Annotated in this window: 16 protein-coding genes; 13 read left to right on the plus strand and 3 right to left on the minus strand. The window is 70.7% G+C overall.

Annotated features, from left to right (window positions below; all coding sequences use genetic code 11):
- The first annotated feature begins 245 nt into the window (after positions 1-245).
- The 13 genes from uvrC (at position 246) to ACFYOP_RS09615 (ending at position 16,350) form a co-directional block, all read left to right on the plus strand.
- Positions 246-2,231, plus strand: coding sequence for an excinuclease ABC subunit UvrC (gene uvrC, locus ACFYOP_RS09555; protein WP_356891824.1), 1,986 nt, complete (start codon positions 246-248; stop codon positions 2,229-2,231).
- Positions 2,228-3,184, plus strand: coding sequence for an RNase adapter RapZ (gene rapZ / locus ACFYOP_RS09560; protein ID WP_356891822.1), 957 nt, complete (start codon positions 2,228-2,230; stop codon positions 3,182-3,184). Before uvrC ends, rapZ begins: the two co-directional genes overlap by 4 nt.
- A complete protein-coding gene (yvcK, locus tag ACFYOP_RS09565) occupies positions 3,181-4,215 on the plus strand; it encodes a uridine diphosphate-N-acetylglucosamine-binding protein YvcK (RefSeq protein WP_356891820.1) in 1,035 nt (344 codons plus the stop codon). Before rapZ ends, yvcK begins: the two co-directional genes overlap by 4 nt.
- Complete coding sequence (whiA, locus tag ACFYOP_RS09570; RefSeq protein ID WP_005318962.1) at positions 4,206-5,195, plus strand: DNA-binding protein WhiA; 990 nt, start codon at positions 4,206-4,208, stop codon at positions 5,193-5,195. The genes yvcK and whiA overlap by 10 nt, the downstream gene beginning before the upstream one ends.
- Before the next feature lie 188 nt (positions 5,196-5,383).
- Positions 5,384-8,332 carry a M14 family zinc carboxypeptidase gene (locus tag ACFYOP_RS09575; protein ID WP_356891818.1) on the plus strand — a complete coding sequence of 983 codons (2,949 nt, stop codon included), beginning with the start codon at positions 5,384-5,386 and terminating at the stop codon, positions 8,330-8,332.
- A 231-nt stretch (positions 8,333-8,563) separates the two neighbouring features.
- Positions 8,564-9,574, plus strand: a complete 1,011-nt coding sequence (gene gap, locus ACFYOP_RS09580) for a type I glyceraldehyde-3-phosphate dehydrogenase (RefSeq protein ID WP_356891816.1) — start codon at positions 8,564-8,566, stop codon at positions 9,572-9,574.
- Between the two features lie 117 nt (positions 9,575-9,691).
- Complete coding sequence (locus ACFYOP_RS09585; RefSeq protein WP_356891814.1) at positions 9,692-10,903, plus strand: phosphoglycerate kinase; 1,212 nt, start codon at positions 9,692-9,694, stop codon at positions 10,901-10,903.
- A gap of 5 nt (positions 10,904-10,908) precedes the next feature.
- A complete protein-coding gene (tpiA, locus tag ACFYOP_RS09590) occupies positions 10,909-11,685 on the plus strand; it encodes a triose-phosphate isomerase (RefSeq protein WP_356891812.1) in 777 nt (258 codons plus the stop codon).
- Between the two features lie 134 nt (positions 11,686-11,819).
- Positions 11,820-12,050, plus strand: coding sequence for a preprotein translocase subunit SecG (gene secG, locus ACFYOP_RS09595; RefSeq protein WP_356892142.1), 231 nt, complete (start codon positions 11,820-11,822; stop codon positions 12,048-12,050).
- A gap of 135 nt (positions 12,051-12,185) precedes the next feature.
- Positions 12,186-12,521 carry an RNA polymerase-binding protein RbpA gene (locus ACFYOP_RS09600; RefSeq protein WP_003957010.1) on the plus strand — a complete coding sequence of 112 codons (336 nt, stop codon included), beginning with the start codon at positions 12,186-12,188 and terminating at the stop codon, positions 12,519-12,521.
- A gap of 172 nt (positions 12,522-12,693) precedes the next feature.
- On the plus strand, positions 12,694-14,343 hold the full coding sequence (gene pgi, locus ACFYOP_RS09605) for a glucose-6-phosphate isomerase (protein WP_356892140.1): 1,650 nt from the start codon (positions 12,694-12,696) through the stop codon (positions 14,341-14,343).
- A 4-nt stretch (positions 14,344-14,347) separates the two neighbouring features.
- Positions 14,348-14,848 carry a PH domain-containing protein gene (locus ACFYOP_RS09610; protein ID WP_356891810.1) on the plus strand — a complete coding sequence of 167 codons (501 nt, stop codon included), beginning with the start codon at positions 14,348-14,350 and terminating at the stop codon, positions 14,846-14,848.
- Positions 14,845-16,350: a PH domain-containing protein gene (locus ACFYOP_RS09615; RefSeq protein ID WP_356891808.1), complete on the plus strand. Its 1,506-nt coding sequence runs from the start codon at positions 14,845-14,847 to the stop codon at positions 16,348-16,350. Before ACFYOP_RS09610 ends, ACFYOP_RS09615 begins: the two co-directional genes overlap by 4 nt.
- Positions 16,351-16,775: 425 nt before the next feature.
- Here ACFYOP_RS09615 and pgl read toward each other — a convergent pair whose 3' ends face one another.
- The 3 genes from pgl to zwf are packed head-to-tail and all read right to left on the minus strand — an operon-like array spanning position 16,776 to position 20,097.
- Complete coding sequence (gene pgl / locus ACFYOP_RS09620; RefSeq protein ID WP_356891806.1) at positions 16,776-17,561, minus strand: 6-phosphogluconolactonase; 786 nt, start codon at positions 17,559-17,561, stop codon at positions 16,776-16,778.
- Entirely contained in the window at positions 17,558-18,577 is a 1,020-nt protein-coding gene (opcA, locus tag ACFYOP_RS09625; RefSeq protein WP_356891804.1) for a glucose-6-phosphate dehydrogenase assembly protein OpcA, read from the minus strand. Before opcA ends, pgl begins: the two co-directional genes overlap by 4 nt.
- The gene (gene zwf, locus ACFYOP_RS09630) at positions 18,574-20,097 is read right to left on the minus strand and encodes a glucose-6-phosphate dehydrogenase (RefSeq protein ID WP_388451221.1); all 1,524 of its coding nucleotides are present in this window, start codon (positions 20,095-20,097) and stop codon (positions 18,574-18,576) included. The genes opcA and zwf overlap by 4 nt, the downstream gene beginning before the upstream one ends.
- Positions 20,098-20,106 lie beyond the last annotated feature (9 nt).

Raw genomic sequence — 20,106 nt, forward strand, 5'->3', positions numbered from 1 at the left:
AGAGCCCGTGGACGCCGCGACGGACGGAGGTGGGGTCGCCACACCGGCCCGTGGGCAGCGCCGCGCTTCCCGCAAAGAAGCGGGTTGACGTTCCCCGCATTGAAGCGGGTCGGTCTTTCCCCGACAAGGCTCGCTGCGCATCCGCGTCCCGCGCCCGGCCCGCACCGGCCCCGAACCACCAGGAGTGGTCATGTACCTGGCGGGCCGTACCCGTACTGTCACTGCCCGCCAGTAGGGTGGACGGCATGGCCGACCCCTCCAGCTACCGCCCCAAGCCGGGACAGATCCCCGACTCGCCGGGGGTCTACCGGTTCCGCGACGATCACCGCCGGGTGATCTACGTCGGCAAGGCGAAGAGCCTGCGCTCCCGCCTCGCGAGCTACTTCCAGGACCTGGCGAATCTCCACCCGCGCACCCGGACCATGGTCACCACCGCGGCCTCCGTCGAGTGGACGGTCGTCTCCACCGAGGTGGAGGCGCTCCAGCTGGAGTACTCCTGGATCAAGGAGTACGACCCCCGGTTCAACGTGAAGTACCGCGACGACAAGAGCTATCCCTATCTCGCGGTGACGCTGAACGAGGAGTTCCCCAGGGTCCAGGTGATGCGCGGCGCCAAGAAGAAGGGCGTGCGCTACTTCGGGCCGTACGGACACGCCTGGGCGATCCGCGAGACCGTCGACCTGATGCTGCGCGTCTTCCCCGTGCGCACCTGCTCCGCGGGCGTCTTCCGCAACCACGTGCAGAAGGGCCGCCCCTGTCTGCTCGGCTACATCGGCAAGTGCTCCGCGCCCTGCGTGGGCCGGGTCACTCCCGAGGAGCACCGTGAACTGGCCGAGGAGTTCTGCGACTTCATGGCCGGCCGCACCGGGGCGTACATCCGCCGTGTCGAGCAGCGGATGATGGCCGCGGCCGAGGAGATGGAGTACGAGAAGGCGGCCCGCCTCCGTGACGACATAACGGCCCTCGAGCGCGCCCTCGAGAAGAACGCCGTGGTGCTGACCGACGCCACCGACGCCGACCTGATGGCCGTCGCCGAGGACGAGCTGGAGGCGGCCGTGCAGATCTTCCACGTCCGCGGCGGACGCGTCCGCGGCCAGCGCGGCTGGGTCACCGACAAGGTGGAGAACGTGGACACGGCCGGCCTGGTCGAGCACGCGCTCCAGCAGCTGTACGGCGAGGAGAGCGGCGACGCCGTCCCCAAGGAGGTCCTCGTCCCGGCGCTGCCGGAGGACGCCGACGCGGTCACCCAGTGGCTGAGCGGGCGCCGCGGTGCGGGCGTCTCGCTGCGGGTCCCGCAGCGCGGCGACAAGAAGGCCCTGATGGAGACCGTCGAGCGCAACGCGCTGCAGGCCCTCGGGCTGCACAAGACCAAGCGCGCCAGCGATCTGACCACCCGCTCCCGGGCCCTGGAGGAGATCGCGGAGGCCCTGGGTCTCGACTCGGCGCCGCTGCGGATCGAGTGCTTCGACATCTCGCACCTCCAGGGCGAGGACGTGGTGGCGTCCATGGTCGTCTTCGAGGACGGACTGGCCCGCAAGAGCGAGTACCGCCGGTTCCAGATCCGCGGCTTCGAGGGGCAGGACGACGTCCGGTCCATGCACGAGGTGATCACCCGCCGCTTCAAGCGCTACCTCGCGGAGAAGGACCGCACGGGGGAGTGGATCGGCGACGACGAGCCCGGGCACGAGGCCAAGGACGAGGAGGGCCGGCCGAAGAGGTTCGCCTACCCGCCGCAGCTCGTCGTCGTGGACGGCGGGCAGCCCCAGGTCGCCGCGGCCAAGCGCGCCCTGGACGAGCTGGGCATCGACGACGTCGCGGTCTGCGGCCTCGCCAAGCGCCTCGAAGAGGTCTGGCTGCCGCACGAAAACGACCCCGTGGTGCTGCCGCGGTCGAGCGAGGGCCTGTATCTGTTGCAGCGGGTGCGTGACACGGCACACGACTTCGCCATCCGCTATCAGCGTTCCAAGCGTTCCAAGCGCATCAGGACCAGCCCGCTGGACGCGGTCCCGGGGCTCGGCGACACCAGGAAACAGGCTCTGATCAAGCATTTCGGCTCGGTGAAGCGGTTGCGGCAGGCGACAATCGAGCAGATCTGCGAGGTTCCCGGGATGGGCCGCAAGACGGCCGAGTCCGTGGTCGTGGCCCTGGCGCGGACGGCGCCGTCCGCGCCCGCCGTGAACACCGCCACAGGAGAGATCATTGAAGAGAGCGACGGGGGCAGTACGGCATGACTGAGCACGACGGAGACGGAGCAGCAGACGTGATTACGGGCAACGGCACCGAGCCCGGCACGGAACCCGGCGGCGAGGCCACGGGGGACGCGGCCATCCCGGAGCTGGTGATCATCTCGGGGATGTCCGGCGCCGGCCGCAGTACGGCGGCCAAGTGTCTGGAGGACCTGGGCTGGTTCGTCGTCGACAACCTGCCGCCCGCGCTGATCCCCACGATGGTGGAGCTCGGCGCCCGCTCGCAGGGCAACGTCGCGCGGATCGCGGTCGTCGTGGACGTGCGCGGCCGGCGGTTCTTCGACAACCTGCGCGAGTCGCTGGCCGATCTGGACGCCAAGCAGGTGACCCGCCGGATCGTCTTCCTCGAGTCGTCGGACGACGCGCTGGTGCGGCGTTTCGAGTCGGTGCGCCGCCCGCATCCGCTGCAGGGCGACGGCCGGATCGTCGACGGCATCGCCGCCGAGCGCGACCTGCTGCGCGAGCTGCGCGGCGACGCCGACCTGGTGATCGACACCTCCGGTCTCAACGTGCACGAGCTGCGCGCCAAGATGGACGCCCAGTTCGCCGGCGACGAGGAGCCGGAGCTGCGGGCGACCGTGATGTCGTTCGGCTTCAAGTACGGCCTCCCCGTCGACGCGGACCTCGTGGTCGACATGCGCTTCCTGCCGAACCCGCACTGGGTGCCGGAGCTGCGCCCCTTCACCGGCCTCAACGACGAGGTGTCGAACTACGTCTTCAACCAGCCCGGCGCCAAGGAGTTCCTCGACCGCTACACGGAACTGCTCCAGCTGATCGCCGCCGGTTACCGCCGCGAGGGCAAGCGGTACGTGACCGTGGCCGTGGGCTGCACCGGTGGCAAGCACCGCTCCGTCGCCACCTCCGAGAAGCTGGCCGCCCGTCTGGCGTCCGCCGGTGTCGAGACCGTCGTCGTCCACCGGGACCTGGGGCGCGAGTGACCGGACGCAACCTCCGTCTGCGGCGGCTGCGCAGGTCCGCGCGCTCGCTGTCGCCACGGAAGCGCGGCGCACAGCCCAAGGTCGTCGCCCTGGGCGGCGGCATGGGCCTGTCGGCGTCGCTCACGGCCCTGCGCCGCATCACCGGCGACCTGACCGCGGTCGTCACGGTCGCCGACGACGGCGGCTCCAGCGGCCGTCTGCGCGACGAGCTCGGTGTGCTGCCCCCCGGCGACCTGCGCAAAGCCCTGGCGGCGCTGTGCGGCGACGACGACTGGGGCCAGACCTGGGCCCGGGTCATCCAGCACCGCTTCCAGTCCCAGGGCGATCTGCACGAGCACGCGGTCGGCAATCTGCTGATCGTGGCCCTGTGGGAGCAGTTCGGCGACCACGTCCAGGCCCTGGACCTGGTCGGCAAGCTGCTCGGCGCGCACGGCCGGGTGCTGCCCATGTCGGCCGTCCCGCTCGAGCTCCAGGCGCTGGTACGGGGCCACGACCCGGCGCGCCCGGACGACGTGGTCACCGTGCGCGGTCAGGCGACCGTGGCGCTCACGCCCGGTGAGGTCCAGTCCGTGCACCTGGTGCCGAACGACCCGCCGGCCGTCCCGGAGGCCGTCGCCGCCGTGCTGGACGCCGACTGGGTGGTCCTGGGCCCCGGTTCCTGGTTCTCCTCCGTGATCCCGCACCTGCTGGTGCCCGAACTGCTCGAAGCCCTGATCGAGACGAAGGCGCGCCGGGTGCTCTCCCTGAACCTCGCGCCGCAGCCCGGTGAAACAGATGGCTTCTCACCGCAGCGTCATTTGGAGGTTTTGGGACGACACGCGCCTAAACTCACCCTGGACGTGGTGCTGGCCGACGAGGCCGCAGTGCCCGACCGCGAGTCCCTCGCCGACGCCGCCGAGCGGCTGGGCGCCGCGGTCGAGCTGGCTCCGGTGGCCTCTCCCGACAGCGTTTCGAAGCATGATCCGGAACTGTTGGCGGCCGCGTACGACCGTATTTTTCGGATGCATGGAAGGATCGGCCCATGGCGATGACGGCAGCGGTGAAGGACGAGATCTCCCGGCTTCCCGTCACCCGGACCTGCTGCAGAAAGGCAGAGGTCTCGGCCATCCTGCGGTTCGCGGGCGGTCTGCACCTGGTGAGCGGCCGCATCGTGATCGAGGCGGAGCTGGACACCGGTATCGCGGCACGCCGGCTCAAGCGCGACATTCTGGAGATCTTCGGTCACAGCTCGGAGCTGATGGTCATGGCTCCCGGCGGCCTGCGCCGCGGTTCGCGCTTCGTGGTGCGGGTGGTGGCGGGCGGTGACCAACTGGCTCGGCAGACGGGGCTGGTCGACGGCCGGGGCCGTCCGATCCGCGGGCTGCCGCCCCAGGTGGTCTCGGGCGCGACCTGCGACGCGGAGGCCGCCTGGCGGGGCGCCTTCCTCGCGCACGGTTCGCTGACCGAGCCCGGCCGGTCCTCCTCCCTGGAGGTCACCTGCCCGGGGCCCGAGGCGGCCCTCGCTCTCGTGGGCGCGGCCCGGCGGCTGTCCATCGCGGCGAAGGCGCGCGAGGTGCGGGGCGTGGACCGCGTGGTCGTCCGTGACGGCGACGCGATCGGCGCACTGCTGACCCGCCTCGGCGCGCACGAGTCCGTGCTGGCCTGGGAGGAGCGGCGGATGCGGCGGGAGGTCCGCGCCACCGCCAACCGCCTGGCCAACTTCGATGACGCCAATCTGCGCCGCTCCGCCCGTGCCGCGGTGGCGGCCGGCGCCCGGGTGCAGCGGGCTCTGGAGATCCTGGGCGAGGAGGTGCCCGAGCACCTCGCCGCCGCGGGCCGGCTGCGCATGGAGCACAAGCAGGCCTCGCTGGAGGAGCTGGGCGCGCTCGCCGACCCGCCGCTGACGAAGGACGCGGTAGCGGGCCGTATCCGCCGGCTGCTGGCGATGGCGGACAAGCGGGCGCAGGACCTGGGGATTCCGGGCACGGAGTCGAATCTGACGGAGGAGATGGCCGACGGTCTGGTCGGCTGACCAACCCTGGCATGTAGCTTCACAGCTTTACTGCCGACGCCTCTCGAGGCGTCGGCAGTGTCGTTTCCGAACACGCCCGGGCCGGTGCGGCCCTATTGACATGATCATGGAGAGTCATGAGCCTGTCGCATGCCCGTCATCACGGCGGACACGAGCACTTTCCTGGCAGACAACAGCAAGGGGGGCTTATGAGACGCAGAGCGGGATCGATCCTCGCGGCGGCCTCACTCCTGATCGCGGGAGTATCGGCGGCGCCGATCGCGCAGGCGGACTCCGGGGGCGGGAACGGCGAGGAACTCGCCGTATGGCACGCGGAAGTGAGCAAGGAACAGGTGCCGCTGGTCCTCGCGGCGGGCACCGACGGCCATGAGCTGGGCGAGCGGATCCCCGACCGGGGCACCGCCACCATCGAGCTCCACCTCACCCGGCGGCAGGCCGGCGAACTGCGCGAGCAGGGCGTCGAGATCAGCAGGCACACCATCTCCGACCGGACCGAGAAGCGCCTCGCCGCCGCCGGAGACGGGGTCTTCCGCCCGTACAGCGGCGAAGGCGGCCTCAAGAGCGAGATCCTCGACACCGCGAAGGCCCACCCGGACCTCACCAAGGTCGTCAGCATCGGCAAGTCCGTGAAGGGCCAGGACATCCTCGCCCTCAAGGTCTCCCGGGGCGCCGACCGGCACCGTGACGGCGCCAAGCCGGCCACCCTGTACATGTCGAACCAGCACGCCCGTGAGTGGATCACCCCGGAGATGACCCGGCGGCTGATGCACCACTACCTCGACAACTACGGCAAGGACCAGCGGATCACCGAGATCGTGGACGCCACCGAGCTGTGGTTCGTGCTCTCCGCCAACCCGGACGGCTACGACTACACCTTCAACGGCCCCGAAGAGCGCCAGTGGCGCAAGAACCTCCGCGACAACAACGGCGACGGGAAGACCACCGCGGGCGACGGCGTCGACCTCAACCGCAACTTCCCCTACAAATGGGGCTATGACAACGAAGGCTCCTCGCCGGACCCGTTCGACGAGACCTACCGCGGCACCGGTCCCGCCTCCGAACCGGAGACCCGGGCCATGGACCGCTTCCAGAAGCGCATCGGCTTCGAATACGGCATCAACTACCACTCCGCCGCCCAACTGCTGCTGTACGGGGTGGGCTGGCAGGTCGCCACCCCGACCCCGGACGACGTGCTCTACGAGGCGCTGGCCGGCACACCCGGCAACTCCGCCATCCCCGGCTACCGGCCGCAGGTCTCCTCCGAGCTCTACACCACCAACGGCGAGAGCGACGGCCACGCGGCCAACGTCAACGGGACGATGATGTTCACCCCCGAGATGTCGACCTGCGCCGCCGCCTCCCGCGTCGACCCCGACGACGAGTGGGAGCCCGCGGACTGCGCCTCCATCTTCACCTTCCCCGACGACGAGAAGCTGATCCAGCAGGAGTTCGCCAAGAACATCCCGTTCGCGCTCTCCGTCGCACAGACCGCCGCCCACCCCGACCGGCCGTCCTCGGCGCTCGGACTCGAGGCCGCGGACTTCACCCCGGACACGTTCGCCACCTCCTACGCCCGCGGCGGCGACCAGGAGGTCTCCGTCACAGCCCGCCGGTCCGTGCGCCACAAGGAGCTCAACTACCGGATCAACGGCGGCCGTACGCACGACAAGAAGCTGCGCCCCTGGAAGGGCGGCGAGCGCTACGGCGGCGAGGACAACCTCCACTTCGACGAGTACCGCGCCAGGGTCGAGGACGCCCGCCCCGGCGACCGGGTCGAGGTGTGGTTCAGCGGCCGCACCAAGGACGGCGCACGCACCTCCAGCGAGCGCTTCACCTACACCGTCGCCGAACGCCCGCGCGGTGACACCCTGGTCGTCGCGGAGGAGGGCGGCACGGCCGCGGCGCAGCACACCGCCGCGTACACCCGCGCCCTCGCCGACAACGGCAGGCGCAGCGCCGTCTGGGACGTCGCCACGCAGGGCGCCCCGCACCCGCTGGGAGTGCTGAGCCACTTCGAGACCGTCGTGTGGTACTCCGGCGCCGCGGAACCGTCCTGGGCCACCACGCAGGCCGTGCGCTCGTACGTCAACGAGGGCGGGAAGCTCATCACCGCGGGTGAACATGCCGGCGGCGAGGCCGACCTCGGCAGGGCGCTCAGCGACGACTTCTCGCAGTACTACCTCGGCGCCTTCGGCCGCGCCTCGCTCGCGCGAGTGAACGGCTTCCTCGGCACCGGGCGGCTCTCGGGCGCCTCCGGCGCGCTCGGGGACGCACCGGGCAACCCGCTGGACGCGGCCGGCGCGTACACGATCACCTCCGACACGCTGCCGTCCGATGAGTTCCCGCAGTTCCGCAGCGCGGCCGCGGGCGACTACCCGGGCGCGCGGATGCCGTTCTCGCCGTACGAGGGCGAGTGGTACGCGGCGGCCGCGCACCACAACTCCTCCTGGACGCGACTGTCCCGCACCGTCGACCTGACCGGCACGGCGGCCGGGGAGCAGGCGAGGCTCGACATGCGGCTCAGCTTCAACACCGAGCCCGGCTACGACAACGCCGTCGTGGAGGTCCACACCGTCGGCCAGGACGACTTGACGACGCTCCCGGACGCAGGCGGCGGCACGTCCACCACCGTGCCCACCCAGTGCGACGGCGGCTTCTACATCGACCAGCACCCGTTCCTGCGGCACTACCTCACGCTCGGGCCGGACGGGTGCACGGCCACCGGCACCACCGGCGGCTGGAACTCCTTCACCGGCGCCTCCGACGGCTGGCGGGCGGCGTCCTTCGACCTGAGCGCCTACGCGGGCAAGCAGATCGAGGTCTCCGTCTCCTACATCACCGACCCGAGCGCCGGCGGCCGCGGGGTCTTCGTCGACCAGGCCGGTCTGGTCACCGGCGGCGCGGCGGAGCCCCTGGAGGGCTTCGAGACGTCGCTCGGGCCCTGGCGGGCGAGCGGGCCGCCGGCGGGCAGCCCGGCCCCGCGGGGAAGCTGGGAACGCAGCCAGGACCTCTATCCGTCGGGCTCCGCGGTGACCACGCGGGACACCGTGCTGCTCGGATTCGGCCTCGAGCACCTGCGCGACGCGGGTGAGCGTGCGCGGATCACCGGCGCGGCGCTGAGGTCCCTGCGGCGCTGACGGCCCAGGTCAACGGGCGCGGGGCGGCGGCACATGCGCCCCGCGCCCCGGCGCGCGCAGCGGCGCCCCGGTTTTCCTACTGACGGGTACGGGTCACCGTCTCGCGAACCGGACCGCTGAATGTCACTGCGGGGGCTCCAGAGGGGTAGGGTCGTAGGCGGTCGGGGACATCCCAAAAACAAATTCTCGCCGGCGTCGAAACCCGGCGTTCCTAACGAGGAGATCGGTTTCGTGACGATCCGCGTAGGCATCAACGGCTTTGGCCGCATCGGTCGTAACTACTTCCGCGCGCTGCTGGAGCAGGGTGCAGACATCGAGATCGTGGCTGTCAACGACCTTGGTGACACTGCGACCACGGCCCACCTGCTGAAGTACGACACCATCCTCGGCCGTCTCAAGGCCGAGGTCAGCAACACCGCCGACACCATCACGGTCGACGGCCACACCGTCAAGGTGCTCTCCGAGCGCAACCCGGCCGACATCCCCTGGGGTGAGCTGGGTGTCGACATCGTCATCGAGTCGACCGGCATCTTCACCAAGAAGGCCGATGCCGAGAAGCACATCGCCGGCGGCGCCAAGAAGGTCCTCATCTCGGCTCCGGCCAAGGGCGAGGACATCACCATCGTGATGGGTGTCAACCAGGACAAGTACGACGCCGCGAACCACCACGTCATCTCCAACGCGTCCTGCACCACCAACTGTGTGGCGCCGATGGCCAAGGTTCTGGACGAGAACTTCGGCATCGTCAAGGGCCTGATGACGACGGTCCACGCGTACACCAACGACCAGCGGATCCTGGACTTCCCGCACTCCGACCTGCGCCGCGCCCGCGCCGCCGCGGAGAACATCATCCCGACGACCACGGGCGCCGCCAAGGCCACCGCCCTGGTCCTGCCGCAGCTGAAGGGCAAGCTGGACGGCATCGCCATGCGCGTCCCGGTCCCGACCGGTTCGGCCACCGACCTGGTCGTAGAGGTGCAGCGCGAGGTCACGAAGGACGAGGTCAACGCCGCGTTCAAGAAGGCCGCCGACGACGGCGACCTCAAGGGCTTCCTCTTCTACACGGAGGACCCGATCGTGTCCTCGGACATCGTCGGCGACCCGGCGTCCTGCACCTTCGACTCCTCCCTGACCATGGTCCAGGAGGGCAAGTCGGTGAAGATCCTCGGCTGGTACGACAATGAGTGGGGCTACTCCAACCGTCTCGTCGACCTCACGGTCTTCGTCGGCAGCCAGCTCTGACCTGCACCGCCTGAACCACCACGAGAGCACCACGATGTGAGCGGCAGGGCTCGGGCAGCGCAATGCGGCGCTGTCCGGGCCCTGCCGTGCGTCCAGTCCTCCGAGGAGCCGCAAAACATGAAGACCATCGACCAGCTGCTGGCCGACGGGGTCACCGGCAAGCGGGTATTCGTCCGCGCCGACCTCAATGTGCCGCTCGACGGCACGACCATCACCGACGACGGCCGGATCAGGGCCGTCGTGCCGACCGTCGCCAAGCTCGCGGAGGCCGGCGCGCGTGTCGTCGTCGCCTCGCACCTGGGCCGTCCCAAGGGTGCCCCGGACCCGGCGTTCTCGCTGGCCCCCGCCGCCGCGCGCCTCGGTGAACTGCTCGGCTCGCACGTGGAGTTCGCGACCGACACGGTCGGCGAGTCCGCCACGGCCGCCGTCGCGAACCTCGAGGACGGCCAGGTCGCCGTCCTGGAGAACCTCCGCTTCAACGCCGGAGAGACCTCCAAGGACGACGCCGAGCGCGGCGCCTTCGCCGACCGTCTCGCCGCCCTGGCCGATGTGTACGTCGGCGACGGCTTCGGCGCCGTGCACCGCAAGCACGCCTCGGTGTACGACCTCCCGGCCCGGCTGCCGCACGCGGCCGGCTTCCTGATCGCGACCGAGGTCGGCGTCCTCAAGAAGCTCACCGAGGAGGCCCGGCGGCCGTACGCCGTCGTGCTCGGCGGCGCGAAGGTCTCCGACAAGCTCGGCGTCATCGACCACCTGCTGGAGAAGGCTGACCGGATCCTCATCGGCGGCGGCATGGCCTACACCTTCCTCAAGGCCCAGGGCCACGAGGTCGGCATCTCCCTGCTCCAGCAGGACCAGGTCCCGGTGGTGCTCGAGTACCTGGAGCGCGCCAAGGCCAAGGGCGTGGAGTTCGTGCTCCCCGTCGACGTGCTGGTCTCCACGGAGTTCCCGGACCTCAGGACCAAGGCGCCGGCCAACCCGACCGTGGTCGCCGCGGACGCGATCCCGGCCGACCAGGAGGGTCTGGACATCGGTCCCGAGACCCGCAAGCTGTACGCCTCGAAGCTCGCCGACGCGGCCACCGTCTTCTGGAACGGTCCGATGGGCGTCTTCGAGCACCCCGACTACGCCGAGGGCACCAAGGCCGTTGCCCAGGCGCTCGTCGACTCCCCGGCCTTCACCGTGGTCGGCGGCGGGGACTCCGCCGCGGCCGTGCGGACCCTGGGCTTCGACGAGAAGGCATTCGGCCACATCTCGACCGGCGGCGGCGCCAGCCTCGAGTATCTCGAGGGCAAGACGCTCCCCGGCCTTGCCGCACTGGAGGACTGAACACCTTGACCACGCGTACCCCGCTGATGGCGGGCAACTGGAAGATGAACCTCAACCACCTCGAGGCCATCGCGCACGTCCAGAAGCTCTCCTTCGCACTGGCCGACAAGGACTACGACGCCGTGGAGGTCGCCGTGCTGGCGCCCTTCACCGACCTGCGGTCCGTCCAGACCCTCGTCGACGGCGACAAGCTGAAGATCAAGTACGGCGCCCAGGACATCTCGGCCCACGACTCCGGCGCCTACACCGGCGAGATCTCGGGTCCGATGCTGGCCAAGCTGAAGTGCACCTACGTCGCCGTGGGCCACTCCGAGCGCCGCCAGTACCACGCGGAGACCGACGAGGTCTGCAACGCCAAGGTGAAGGCCGCGTACAGGCACGGCCTGACCCCGATCCTCTGCGTCGGCGAGGGCCTGGAGGTCCGCAAGGCCGGCAATCAGGTCGAGCACACCCTCGCCCAGCTCGACGGTGGCCTGAAGGACGTCCCGGCCGAGCAGGCCGAGTCCGTGGTGATCGCCTACGAGCCGGTGTGGGCCATCGGCACCGGCGAGGTCGCCACCCCCGAGGACGCGCAGGAGGTCTGCGGTGCGATCCGCGGCCGTCTCGCGGAGCTGTACTCGCAGGAGCTGGCCGACAAGGTCCGGATCCAGTACGGCGGCTCGGTGAAGTCGGGCAATGTGGCCGCGATCATGGCGCAGCCCGACGTCGACGGGGCCCTGGTGGGCGGCGCGGCGCTGGACGCCGACGAGTTCGTCAAGATCGTCCGCTTCCGTGACCAGTGAGTAACCGGTGAGTATGCGGTAGCGCCGATCCGGCGTACCCTTGCGGGGGCCTGGGGCTCACACATCGAGCCCGGGGCCCCCGTCGTCCGTATTGAGCCAAGAGAATTGCCAGGAAGTAGGGTCCAGCCGTGGTTATGGGATTCTCGATCGCCCTGATCCTTTTCAGCGGGCTGCTGATGTTGCTCGTGCTGATGCACAAGGGGAAGGGCGGCGGTCTTTCCGACATGTTCGGCGGCGGTATGCAGTCGTCCGTGGGCGGCTCCTCGGTCGCCGAGCGCAACCTCGACCGCATCACCGTCGTGGTCGGTCTGCTGTGGTTCGCGTGCATTATCGTGCTCGGTCTGCTGATGAAGCTGGACAGCTGACCCGGGAATTGAACCCCCGGGGCCGGTGTGTAACTCCAATCACTGGACGAGCGTTGGGCCTTACGTAGACTGGGGCACTCGCGGCGCAGCCGCTGTGAATCGCTGTGCAGCACCATCACGCAGGGAGTTACGACCGTGGCAAGTGGCAACGCGATCCGGGGAAGCCGGGTCGGAGCGGGGCCGATGGGCGAGGCTGAGCGAGGCGAGTCCGCGCCGCGCCTCCGCATCTCCTTCTGGTGCTCGAACGGGCACGAGACGCAGCCGAGCTTCGCCAGTGACGCACAGGTCCCCGACACTTGGGACTGCCCGCGGTGCGGGTTCCCGGCCGGTCAGGACCGGGACAATCCGCCGGACCCGCCGCGCACCGAGCCGTACAAGACGCACCTCGCCTATGTACGGGAGCGGCGCAGCGACGCGGACGGCGAGGCGATCCTCGCGGAGGCACTCGCCAAACTGCGCGGCGAGATCTAGTTTTCCGGTCCGGCCGGCACCCCTGATGAGGGTGCGGGCCGGACTTTCTCGTCACCGGGCCGCTTTCTGTACGCCGCCTTGCCGAGGCATTGCCGGCCGGCCTGATCAATTAGGTTGGGAACCGCAGCGGGGCATGCAGGCAGGTACGAGAAGAAGTGGGCTGATGTCCGAGATGAACGCAGGCAAGACCAGGCTCAACCAGATGCCCGAATGGACGGCTCTCGGCAAGCACCGCGAGCAGTTGGGCGACACGCATCTGCGGGAGCTGTTCGCGGCGGACGCCGAGCGTGGCAGCAGGTACACCCTCCAGGTCGGCGATCTGTATCTCGACTACTCCAAGCACCTGGTCACCGACGAGACGCTGGCGCTGCTGCGCGAGCTGGCCGACGCCACCGACGTCGCCGGGCTGCGGGACGCCATGTTCCGCGGCGAGAAGATCAACACCACCGAGGACCGCGCCGTCCTGCACACGGCGCTGCGTGCCCCGCGCGACGCCGTGATCGAGGTCGACGGCGAGAACGTGGTGCCCACCGTCCACGCCGTGCTCGACCGGATGGCCGCCTTCTCCGAGCAGATCCGCTCCGGCGAGTGGACCGGCCACACCGGCAGGCGCATCAGGAACATCGTCAACATCGGGATCGGCGGCTCCGACCTCGGGCCCGCGATGGCGTACGAGGTGCTCCGCTCCTACACCCAGCGGGACCTGACACTCCGTTTCGTCTCCAACGTGGACGGGGCCGATCTGCACGAGGCCGTACGGGACCTCGACCCGGCTCAGACCCTCTTCATCATCGCCTCGAAGACCTTCACCACCATCGAGACGATCACCAACGCCACCTCCGCCCGCGACTGGCTGCTCACCGGCCTCGGGGCCGGCCCCGACGCCGTCGCCAAGCACTTCGTCGCCCTGTCGACCAACGCGGAGAAGGTCTCCGGATTCGGTATCGACACGGCCAACATGTTCGAGTTCTGGGACTGGGTCGGCGGCCGGTACTCGTACGACTCCGCGATCGGCCTCTCCCTGATGATCGCGATCGGCCCGGACCGGTTCCGGGAGATGCTCGACGGCTTCCACCTCGTCGACGAGCACTTCCGCACCGCACCCGCCGAGGCCAACGCGCCGCTGCTGCTGGGCCTGTTGGGCGTCTGGTACGGGGCGTTCTTCGACGCCCAGTCGCACGCCGTGCTGCCGTACTCGCACTACCTGTCCAAGTTCACCGCCTACCTCCAGCAGCTCGACATGGAGTCCAACGGCAAGTCCGTGGACCGTGACGGCAGTCCGGTCGACTGGCAGACCGGCCCGGTGGTGTGGGGCACCCCCGGCACCAACGGACAGCACGCCTACTACCAGCTGATCCACCAGGGCACCAAGATGATCCCGGCCGACTTCATCGGCTTCGCCAAGCCCGTCCCCTCCCTGCTCGCCGGACTCGTCCCGCAGCACGACCTGCTGATGGCCAACTTCTTCGCACAGACGCAGGCCCTCGCCTTCGGCAAGACGCCCGAGGAGGTCAGGGCGGAGGGCGTCACGGAGGAACTCGTGCCGCACAAGACGTTCAAGGGCAACCACCCGACGACGACCGTCCTCGCGGAAGACCTCACGCCCTCCGTGCTGGGCCAGCTGATCGCGCTCTACGAGCACAAGGTGTTCGTCCAGGGCGCCGTCTGGAACATCGACTCCTTCGACCAGTGGGGAGTCGAACTGGGCAAGGTGCTCGCCAAGAAGATCGAGCCGGTGCTGACCGAGGGCAAGGGCGGCGAACAGCTCGACAGCTCCACGGCGACCCTGGCCGGCAAGTACCGCACGCTGCGCGGTCGCTGAGCCGATGGCGGGGGAGAACGCGGTACGGCTGCGGCCGCCGAACAACCGGCTGAACGAACGGGCCGTGAACTGGTGGCGCACCCAGTGCCTGCTGACGGCCGCCGTCCCGGCCGCCGTACTGGCCGTGCTGGGCGCCTTCGCCGAGCCGGCCAGGACCTGGCTGATGGTCCCGGCCGCCGTCATCGCCGGCGCCGGCCTCGCCGCCACCGCGTTCTTCCCCGCCTGGTGGTACCGGGTGCACCGCTGGGAGGTCACCGACGAGGCGGTGTACGTCCGCACCGGCGCCCTCTGGCAGGAGTGGCGGATCGCGCCCATGTCCCGCATCCAGACCGTCGACACGGTCAGGGGCCCGCTGGAGCAGGCGTTCCGGCTCGCCACCGTCACGGTGACCACCGCCTCCGCCAAGGGCGCCGTCAGGATCGAGGGACTCGACCACGAGGTGGCGGCCGAACTCGCGCAGCGCCTGACCCGGATCACCCGGGCCACGCCCGGCGACGCGACATGAGCGCCCCCGACCCGGACTGGCGGCGGCTCGACGGGCGCACCGTGCTCGTCACCGCCCTGGTCATGACCGGCTTCACGGCCGGCGCCGGACTGCCCACCCTCGTCGGCCTCGCCGGCGGCATGCCGCTGTGGCAGGCCGCCGCCTGGGTGCTCGCCGGGGCCGCGCTGCTGATCGGCGCGGTCACCGGCGGCGACCTGGTGCGCTGGCAGCGCACCCGCTACCGCATCGGCCCCGAGCGGGCGGAGCTCCACACCGGACTCCTCCTGGTGAAACGGCGCTCCCTGGCCCTCGAGCGGATCCGCACCGTCGACCTCACCGCCAATGTGCTGCTGCGCGTCCTCGGACTCGTCAAGGTCCGCATCGGCACCGGCGAGCACACCGGAGGCGGCGAATCCACCCTCGAACTCGACGCGGTCACCCGCGCGGAGGGCGAGCGGCTGCGCCTCGAACTGCTCGCCAGGGTCGCCCCGCACGAGGCCGGCGGCCACCCCGACGGGCCGCTGGCCGTCCTCGACCCGTCCTGGATCCGCTACGCCCCGGTCTCCTTCGTCGCCCCGCTGCTCGGCGGCGCCGCGGTGGGCGCGGTGATGCAGGTCAGCGAATGGTTCGGAGTACGGGGCGCGGTCCTCGCCTGGGTGTGGGACCGCTTCAAGGACACCCCGATCGTCTGGATGATCGTCGTACTCGCCGCCGCCGCGCTGGTCACCGGGATCGTCGGGGCGCTCGGCCTCTGGATCGAGATGTGGTGGAACTACCGGCTCGAACGCGAACCCGGCGGCACGTTGCGGGTCCGACGCGGCCTGTTCACCTCACGCTCCATATCGATCGAGGAACGCCGGCTCCGCGGTGTCGACCTGATCGAGCCGCTGGGCGTCCGCCTCTTCGGCGCGGCCCGGCTGGACGCGGTCGCCACCGGGCTGGTCAACAACGAGAAGGACAAGAAGGCCGACGCCAACGTGCTGCTGCCGGTGGTCCCGAGGGCGCAGGCCGACGAGGTCGCGGCGCGGGTGCTGCGCGAGAACGCGTCCCCCACGGCGCCGTCCCGTCTGACGCCCCACCCGTCTGCCGCCCGCGGCCGCCGGCTGCGCTGGGCACTCGCCGCCGTGCTGCTGCCGACCGGCGTCCTCGCCCTCCTCGGCGTGCTGCTCACGCCGGTGCTGCTGTGGATCGCCGCGGGATGCGCGGCGGTCGGCGTCCCGGCGGCGGTACTCCTCGCCCTCGACGCGTACCGCGCCCTCGGGCACGGCATCACCGGCGACTACCTCCTCACCCGCTCCGGCATCCTCCGCCGCAGCACGGTCGCGCTCCAGCGCACCGGCGTGATCGGCTGGACGGCCCGTCAGTCCCTCTTCCAGCGCCGCGCGGGCCTGATCACCCTGACGGCGACGACGGCGGCGGGCGGGGGAGCGTACGGCGTCTACGACGCGGGGGAGCCGGAGGGCCTGACGTTCGCGGCGGCGGCGGTGCCGGGGCTGCTGGAACCTTTCCTGCAACGCGACTGACGCTGCGTGGGCGTGTTCCCCACCCCGCCCCTTCCCGTAACCGGGCTCTGCCCGGACCCGCGCCTCGAACGCCGGCGGGGCTGGAACTTGCCGGTCTCGTCGGGGCTCCGCCCCGAACCCCGCGCCTCAAACGCCGGCGGGGCCTGAGTTGCCCGGTTCCGTGCCGGGTCCGGAGGCTTGAGCGCCCGCAGGCTGATTTCGCGGAGCGAAATCCAGCCCGGCCTGGAGGTACCTCCCACGGCCGCCAGGCCGTAGGGGGAGATTGAGGCCACCGCGCGGAGCGCGGTACGGGGCCCGGGCTTGCCCCGGTTTCGGGAACGGGCGGGTGGGGAACAGCCCCGCGCAGCGGCCACCCCGCCCCGCCCACAGCGAGAAGCCCGGGCCGCCGCGCGGGCGGCCCGGGCCTCACGGAAACGGGGCCAGGCTTACGCCGAGGCCGGGACGTACAGCGAGCGCGGCAGCTTCGACGCCGCCGCCCCGTCCAGCAGCCACAGCGTCCGGGACCGCCCGTACGCTCCGGCGGCCGGCGCCTGGATCTCGCCCGCGCCGGACAGCGCGATCTCCGCCGCCTCCGCCTTGTCCTCACCCGCCGCGAGCAGCCACACCTCGCGGGCCGCCCGGATCGCGGGCAGCGTGAGCGAGATACGGATCGGCGGCGGCTTGGGCGCCCCGTGGACGCCGACCACCGTGCGTTCCGTCTCCCGTACCGCCGGCAGCTCCGGGAAGAGCGACGCCACGTGCGTGTCCGGACCGACGCCGAGCATCAGCACGTCGAACGTCGGCACCGGTCCGTGGTCCTCGGGGCGCGCCGCCGCGGCCAGTTCCGTCGCGTAGGCCGCGGCGGCCGCCTCGACGTCGGAGCCGTACGGCCCGTCCGACGCGGGCATGGCGTGCACCCGAGACGCGTCCAGCGGCACGTCGTCGAGCAGCGCCGCCCGTGCCTGGGTGACGTTGCGCTCCGGGTCGCCCTCGGGCAGGAACCGCTCGTCGCCCCACCACAGGTCGAGCCGCGACCAGTCGACCGCGTCCCGCGCCGGGGACGAACCGAGCGCGGCCAGCAGGCCGTTGCCGTTGCGGCCGCCGGTGAGGACCACCGACGCGGTGCCACGGGCGGCCTGCGCGTCCACGATCTTCGTGATCAGCCGGGCCGCGGCCGCCTGAGCCATCAGCTCCTTGTCGCGGTGGACGACGAGCTGCGGTGCCGTGCTCATTTGGCCGCCGCCTTCTTGGCGGGGGCGGCCTTCTTCGCGGCCGGGGCCGGGGCCGCCGCCGGCCGCGCCTCCACGGCCACGGCCGGCCCGCCCGTGCCGAGGCGCTCCACGCCGAACCGCAGCGCCGACGAGTACGTGTCGTCCGGGTCCAGCCGGCGCAGCTCCTCCGCGATCAGCTCGGCCGTCTCGCGCCGCTTCAGCGCGACCGCGCGGTCCGGCTGGCCCTCGATGGAGAGCGTCGCCAGCGACCCGTCGGGCCGGTCGAGCACGATGGGGCCGCAGTCGGACTCCAGCCGTACCGAGGTGAGACCGGGGCCGGCGGACGACGTCCGCTTCACCGGTACGTCCAGCCGGTCGGCGAGCCACATGGCGAGCAGCTCGCAGCTCGGGTTGAACTCCTCGCCCTCCACCTCGACGGAGGTGACCTTGCAGGTGACCTGGTCCAGCGCCGCCGCCAGCATGGAGCGCCACGGAGTGATCCGGGTCCACGACAGGTCGGTGTCGCCGGGGGTGTAGGCCTCCGCGCGGGCCGCGAGCTCCCGCACCGGCTGCTCGGCCGAGTACGTGTCGGTCACCCGGCGCTGGGCCAGCGAACCGAGCGGGTCGTTGGCCGGGTCGGTCGGCGCGTTGACCGGCCACCAGACGACGACGGGGGCGTCGGGCAGCAGCAGCGGCAGCACCACGGACTGGGCGTGGTCGACGACCTCGCCGTACAGTCGCAGGACGACCGTCTCACCGGTGCCGGCGTCCGCGCCGACGCGGACCTCCGCGTCGAGCCGGGCCTTGGCCCGGTCGCGCGGGGAGCGCGAGACGCGCTTGATGACCACGAGGGTGCGCGAGGGGTGCTCGCGGGACGCCTCGTTGGCGGCCTTCAGCGCGTCGTAGGCGTTCTCCTCATCGGTCACGATGACCAGGGTGAGGACCATGCCGACGGCCGGGGTGCCGATCGCGCGGCGGCCCTTCACCAGCGCTTTGTTGATCTTGCTGGCCGTGGTGTCCGTAAGGTCGATCTTCATGGCCGACGCCAGCTCCGTCCGTCTCGTGCGAGCATTTCGTCCGCCGCGTCCGGACCCCAGGTGCCGGCCGTGTACTGCGCCGGCTTGCCGTTCGCGTCCCAGAACTGCTCGATCGGATCGAGGATCTTCCAGGACAGCTCGACCTCCTCCACCCGCGGGAAGAGATTGGAGTCGCCGAGCAGCACGTCGAGGATGAGCCGTTCGTACGCCTCGGGGCTGGACTCCGTGAACGACTCGCCGTAGGCGAAGTCCATCGACACGTCCCGGACCTCCATCGAGGTGCCGGGCACCTTGGAGCCGAACCGCATGGTCACGCCCTCGTCCGGCTGGACGCGGATGACCAGGGCGTTCTGTCCCAGCTCCTCCGTGGCGGTGGAGTCGAACGGCGAGTGCGGGGCGCGCTGGAAGACGACGGCGATCTCGGTGACGCGGCGGCCGAGCCGCTTGCCGGTACGCAGATAGAACGGGACGCCCGCCCAGCGGCGGTTGTCGATCTCCAGCTTGATCGCGGCATAGGTGTCGGTCTTCGACTTCGGGTCGATGCCGTCTTCCTGCAGATAGCCGACGGCCTTCTCGCCGCCCTGCCAGCCGGCCGTGTACTGCGCACGGACCGTGCTCTTCGCCAGGTCCTTGGGGAGCTTCACCGCTCCGAGGACCTTGGTCTTCTCCGCCGCGAGGGCGTCCGCGTCGAAGGAGGCGGGCTCCTCCATCGCGGTCAGCGCCAGCAGCTGGAGGAGGTGGTTCTGGATCACGTCACGGGCGGCGCCGATGCCGTCGTAGTAGCCGGCGCGGCCGCCGATGCCGATGTCCTCGGCCATCGTGATCTGTACATGGTCGACGTACGACCGGTTCCATATGGGCTCGAAGAGCGTGTTGGCGAACCGGAGCGCCAGGATGTTCTGGACGGTTTCCTTGCCCAGGTAGTGGTCGATCCGGAAGACCTCGTTCGGCGGAAAGACCTCGTGCACCACCTGGTTGAGCTCCTTGGCGGAGACCAGGTCGTGGCCGAACGGCTTCTCGATGACCGCGCGCCGCCAGGAGCCCTCCCGCTGGTCGGCCAGCCCGTGCTTCTTGAGCTGCCGGACGACCTTGGGGAAGAACTTCGGCGGCACGGAGAGGTAGAACGCGAAGTTCCCGCCGGTGCCCTGCACCTTGTCGAGATCCTCGATGGTGGACTTCAGCTGCTCGAACGCGGCGTCGTCGTCGAAGGTGCCCTGGACGAACCGCATCCCCTGGATGAGCTGCTGCCAGACCTCCTCGCGGAACGGCGTACGCGCGTGCTGCTTGACCGCGTCGTGGACCTCCTGCGCGAAGTCCTCGTCGGCCCATTCGCGCCGGGCGAAGCCGACGAGCGAGAAGCCCGGCGGCAGCAGCCCCCGGTTCGCGAGGTCGTAGACGGCGGGCATGAGCTTCTTGCGCGACAGGTCGCCCGTGACGCCGAAGATGACCAGGCCCGACGGCCCCGCGATACGCGGGAGCCGTCGGTCGGCAGCATCACGGAGCGGGTTTGCTCCGCCAATACCGGACAA

Source organism: Streptomyces sp. NPDC006294 (assembly GCF_042870895.1).
Lineage (GTDB): Bacteria > Actinomycetota > Actinomycetes > Streptomycetales > Streptomycetaceae > Streptomyces.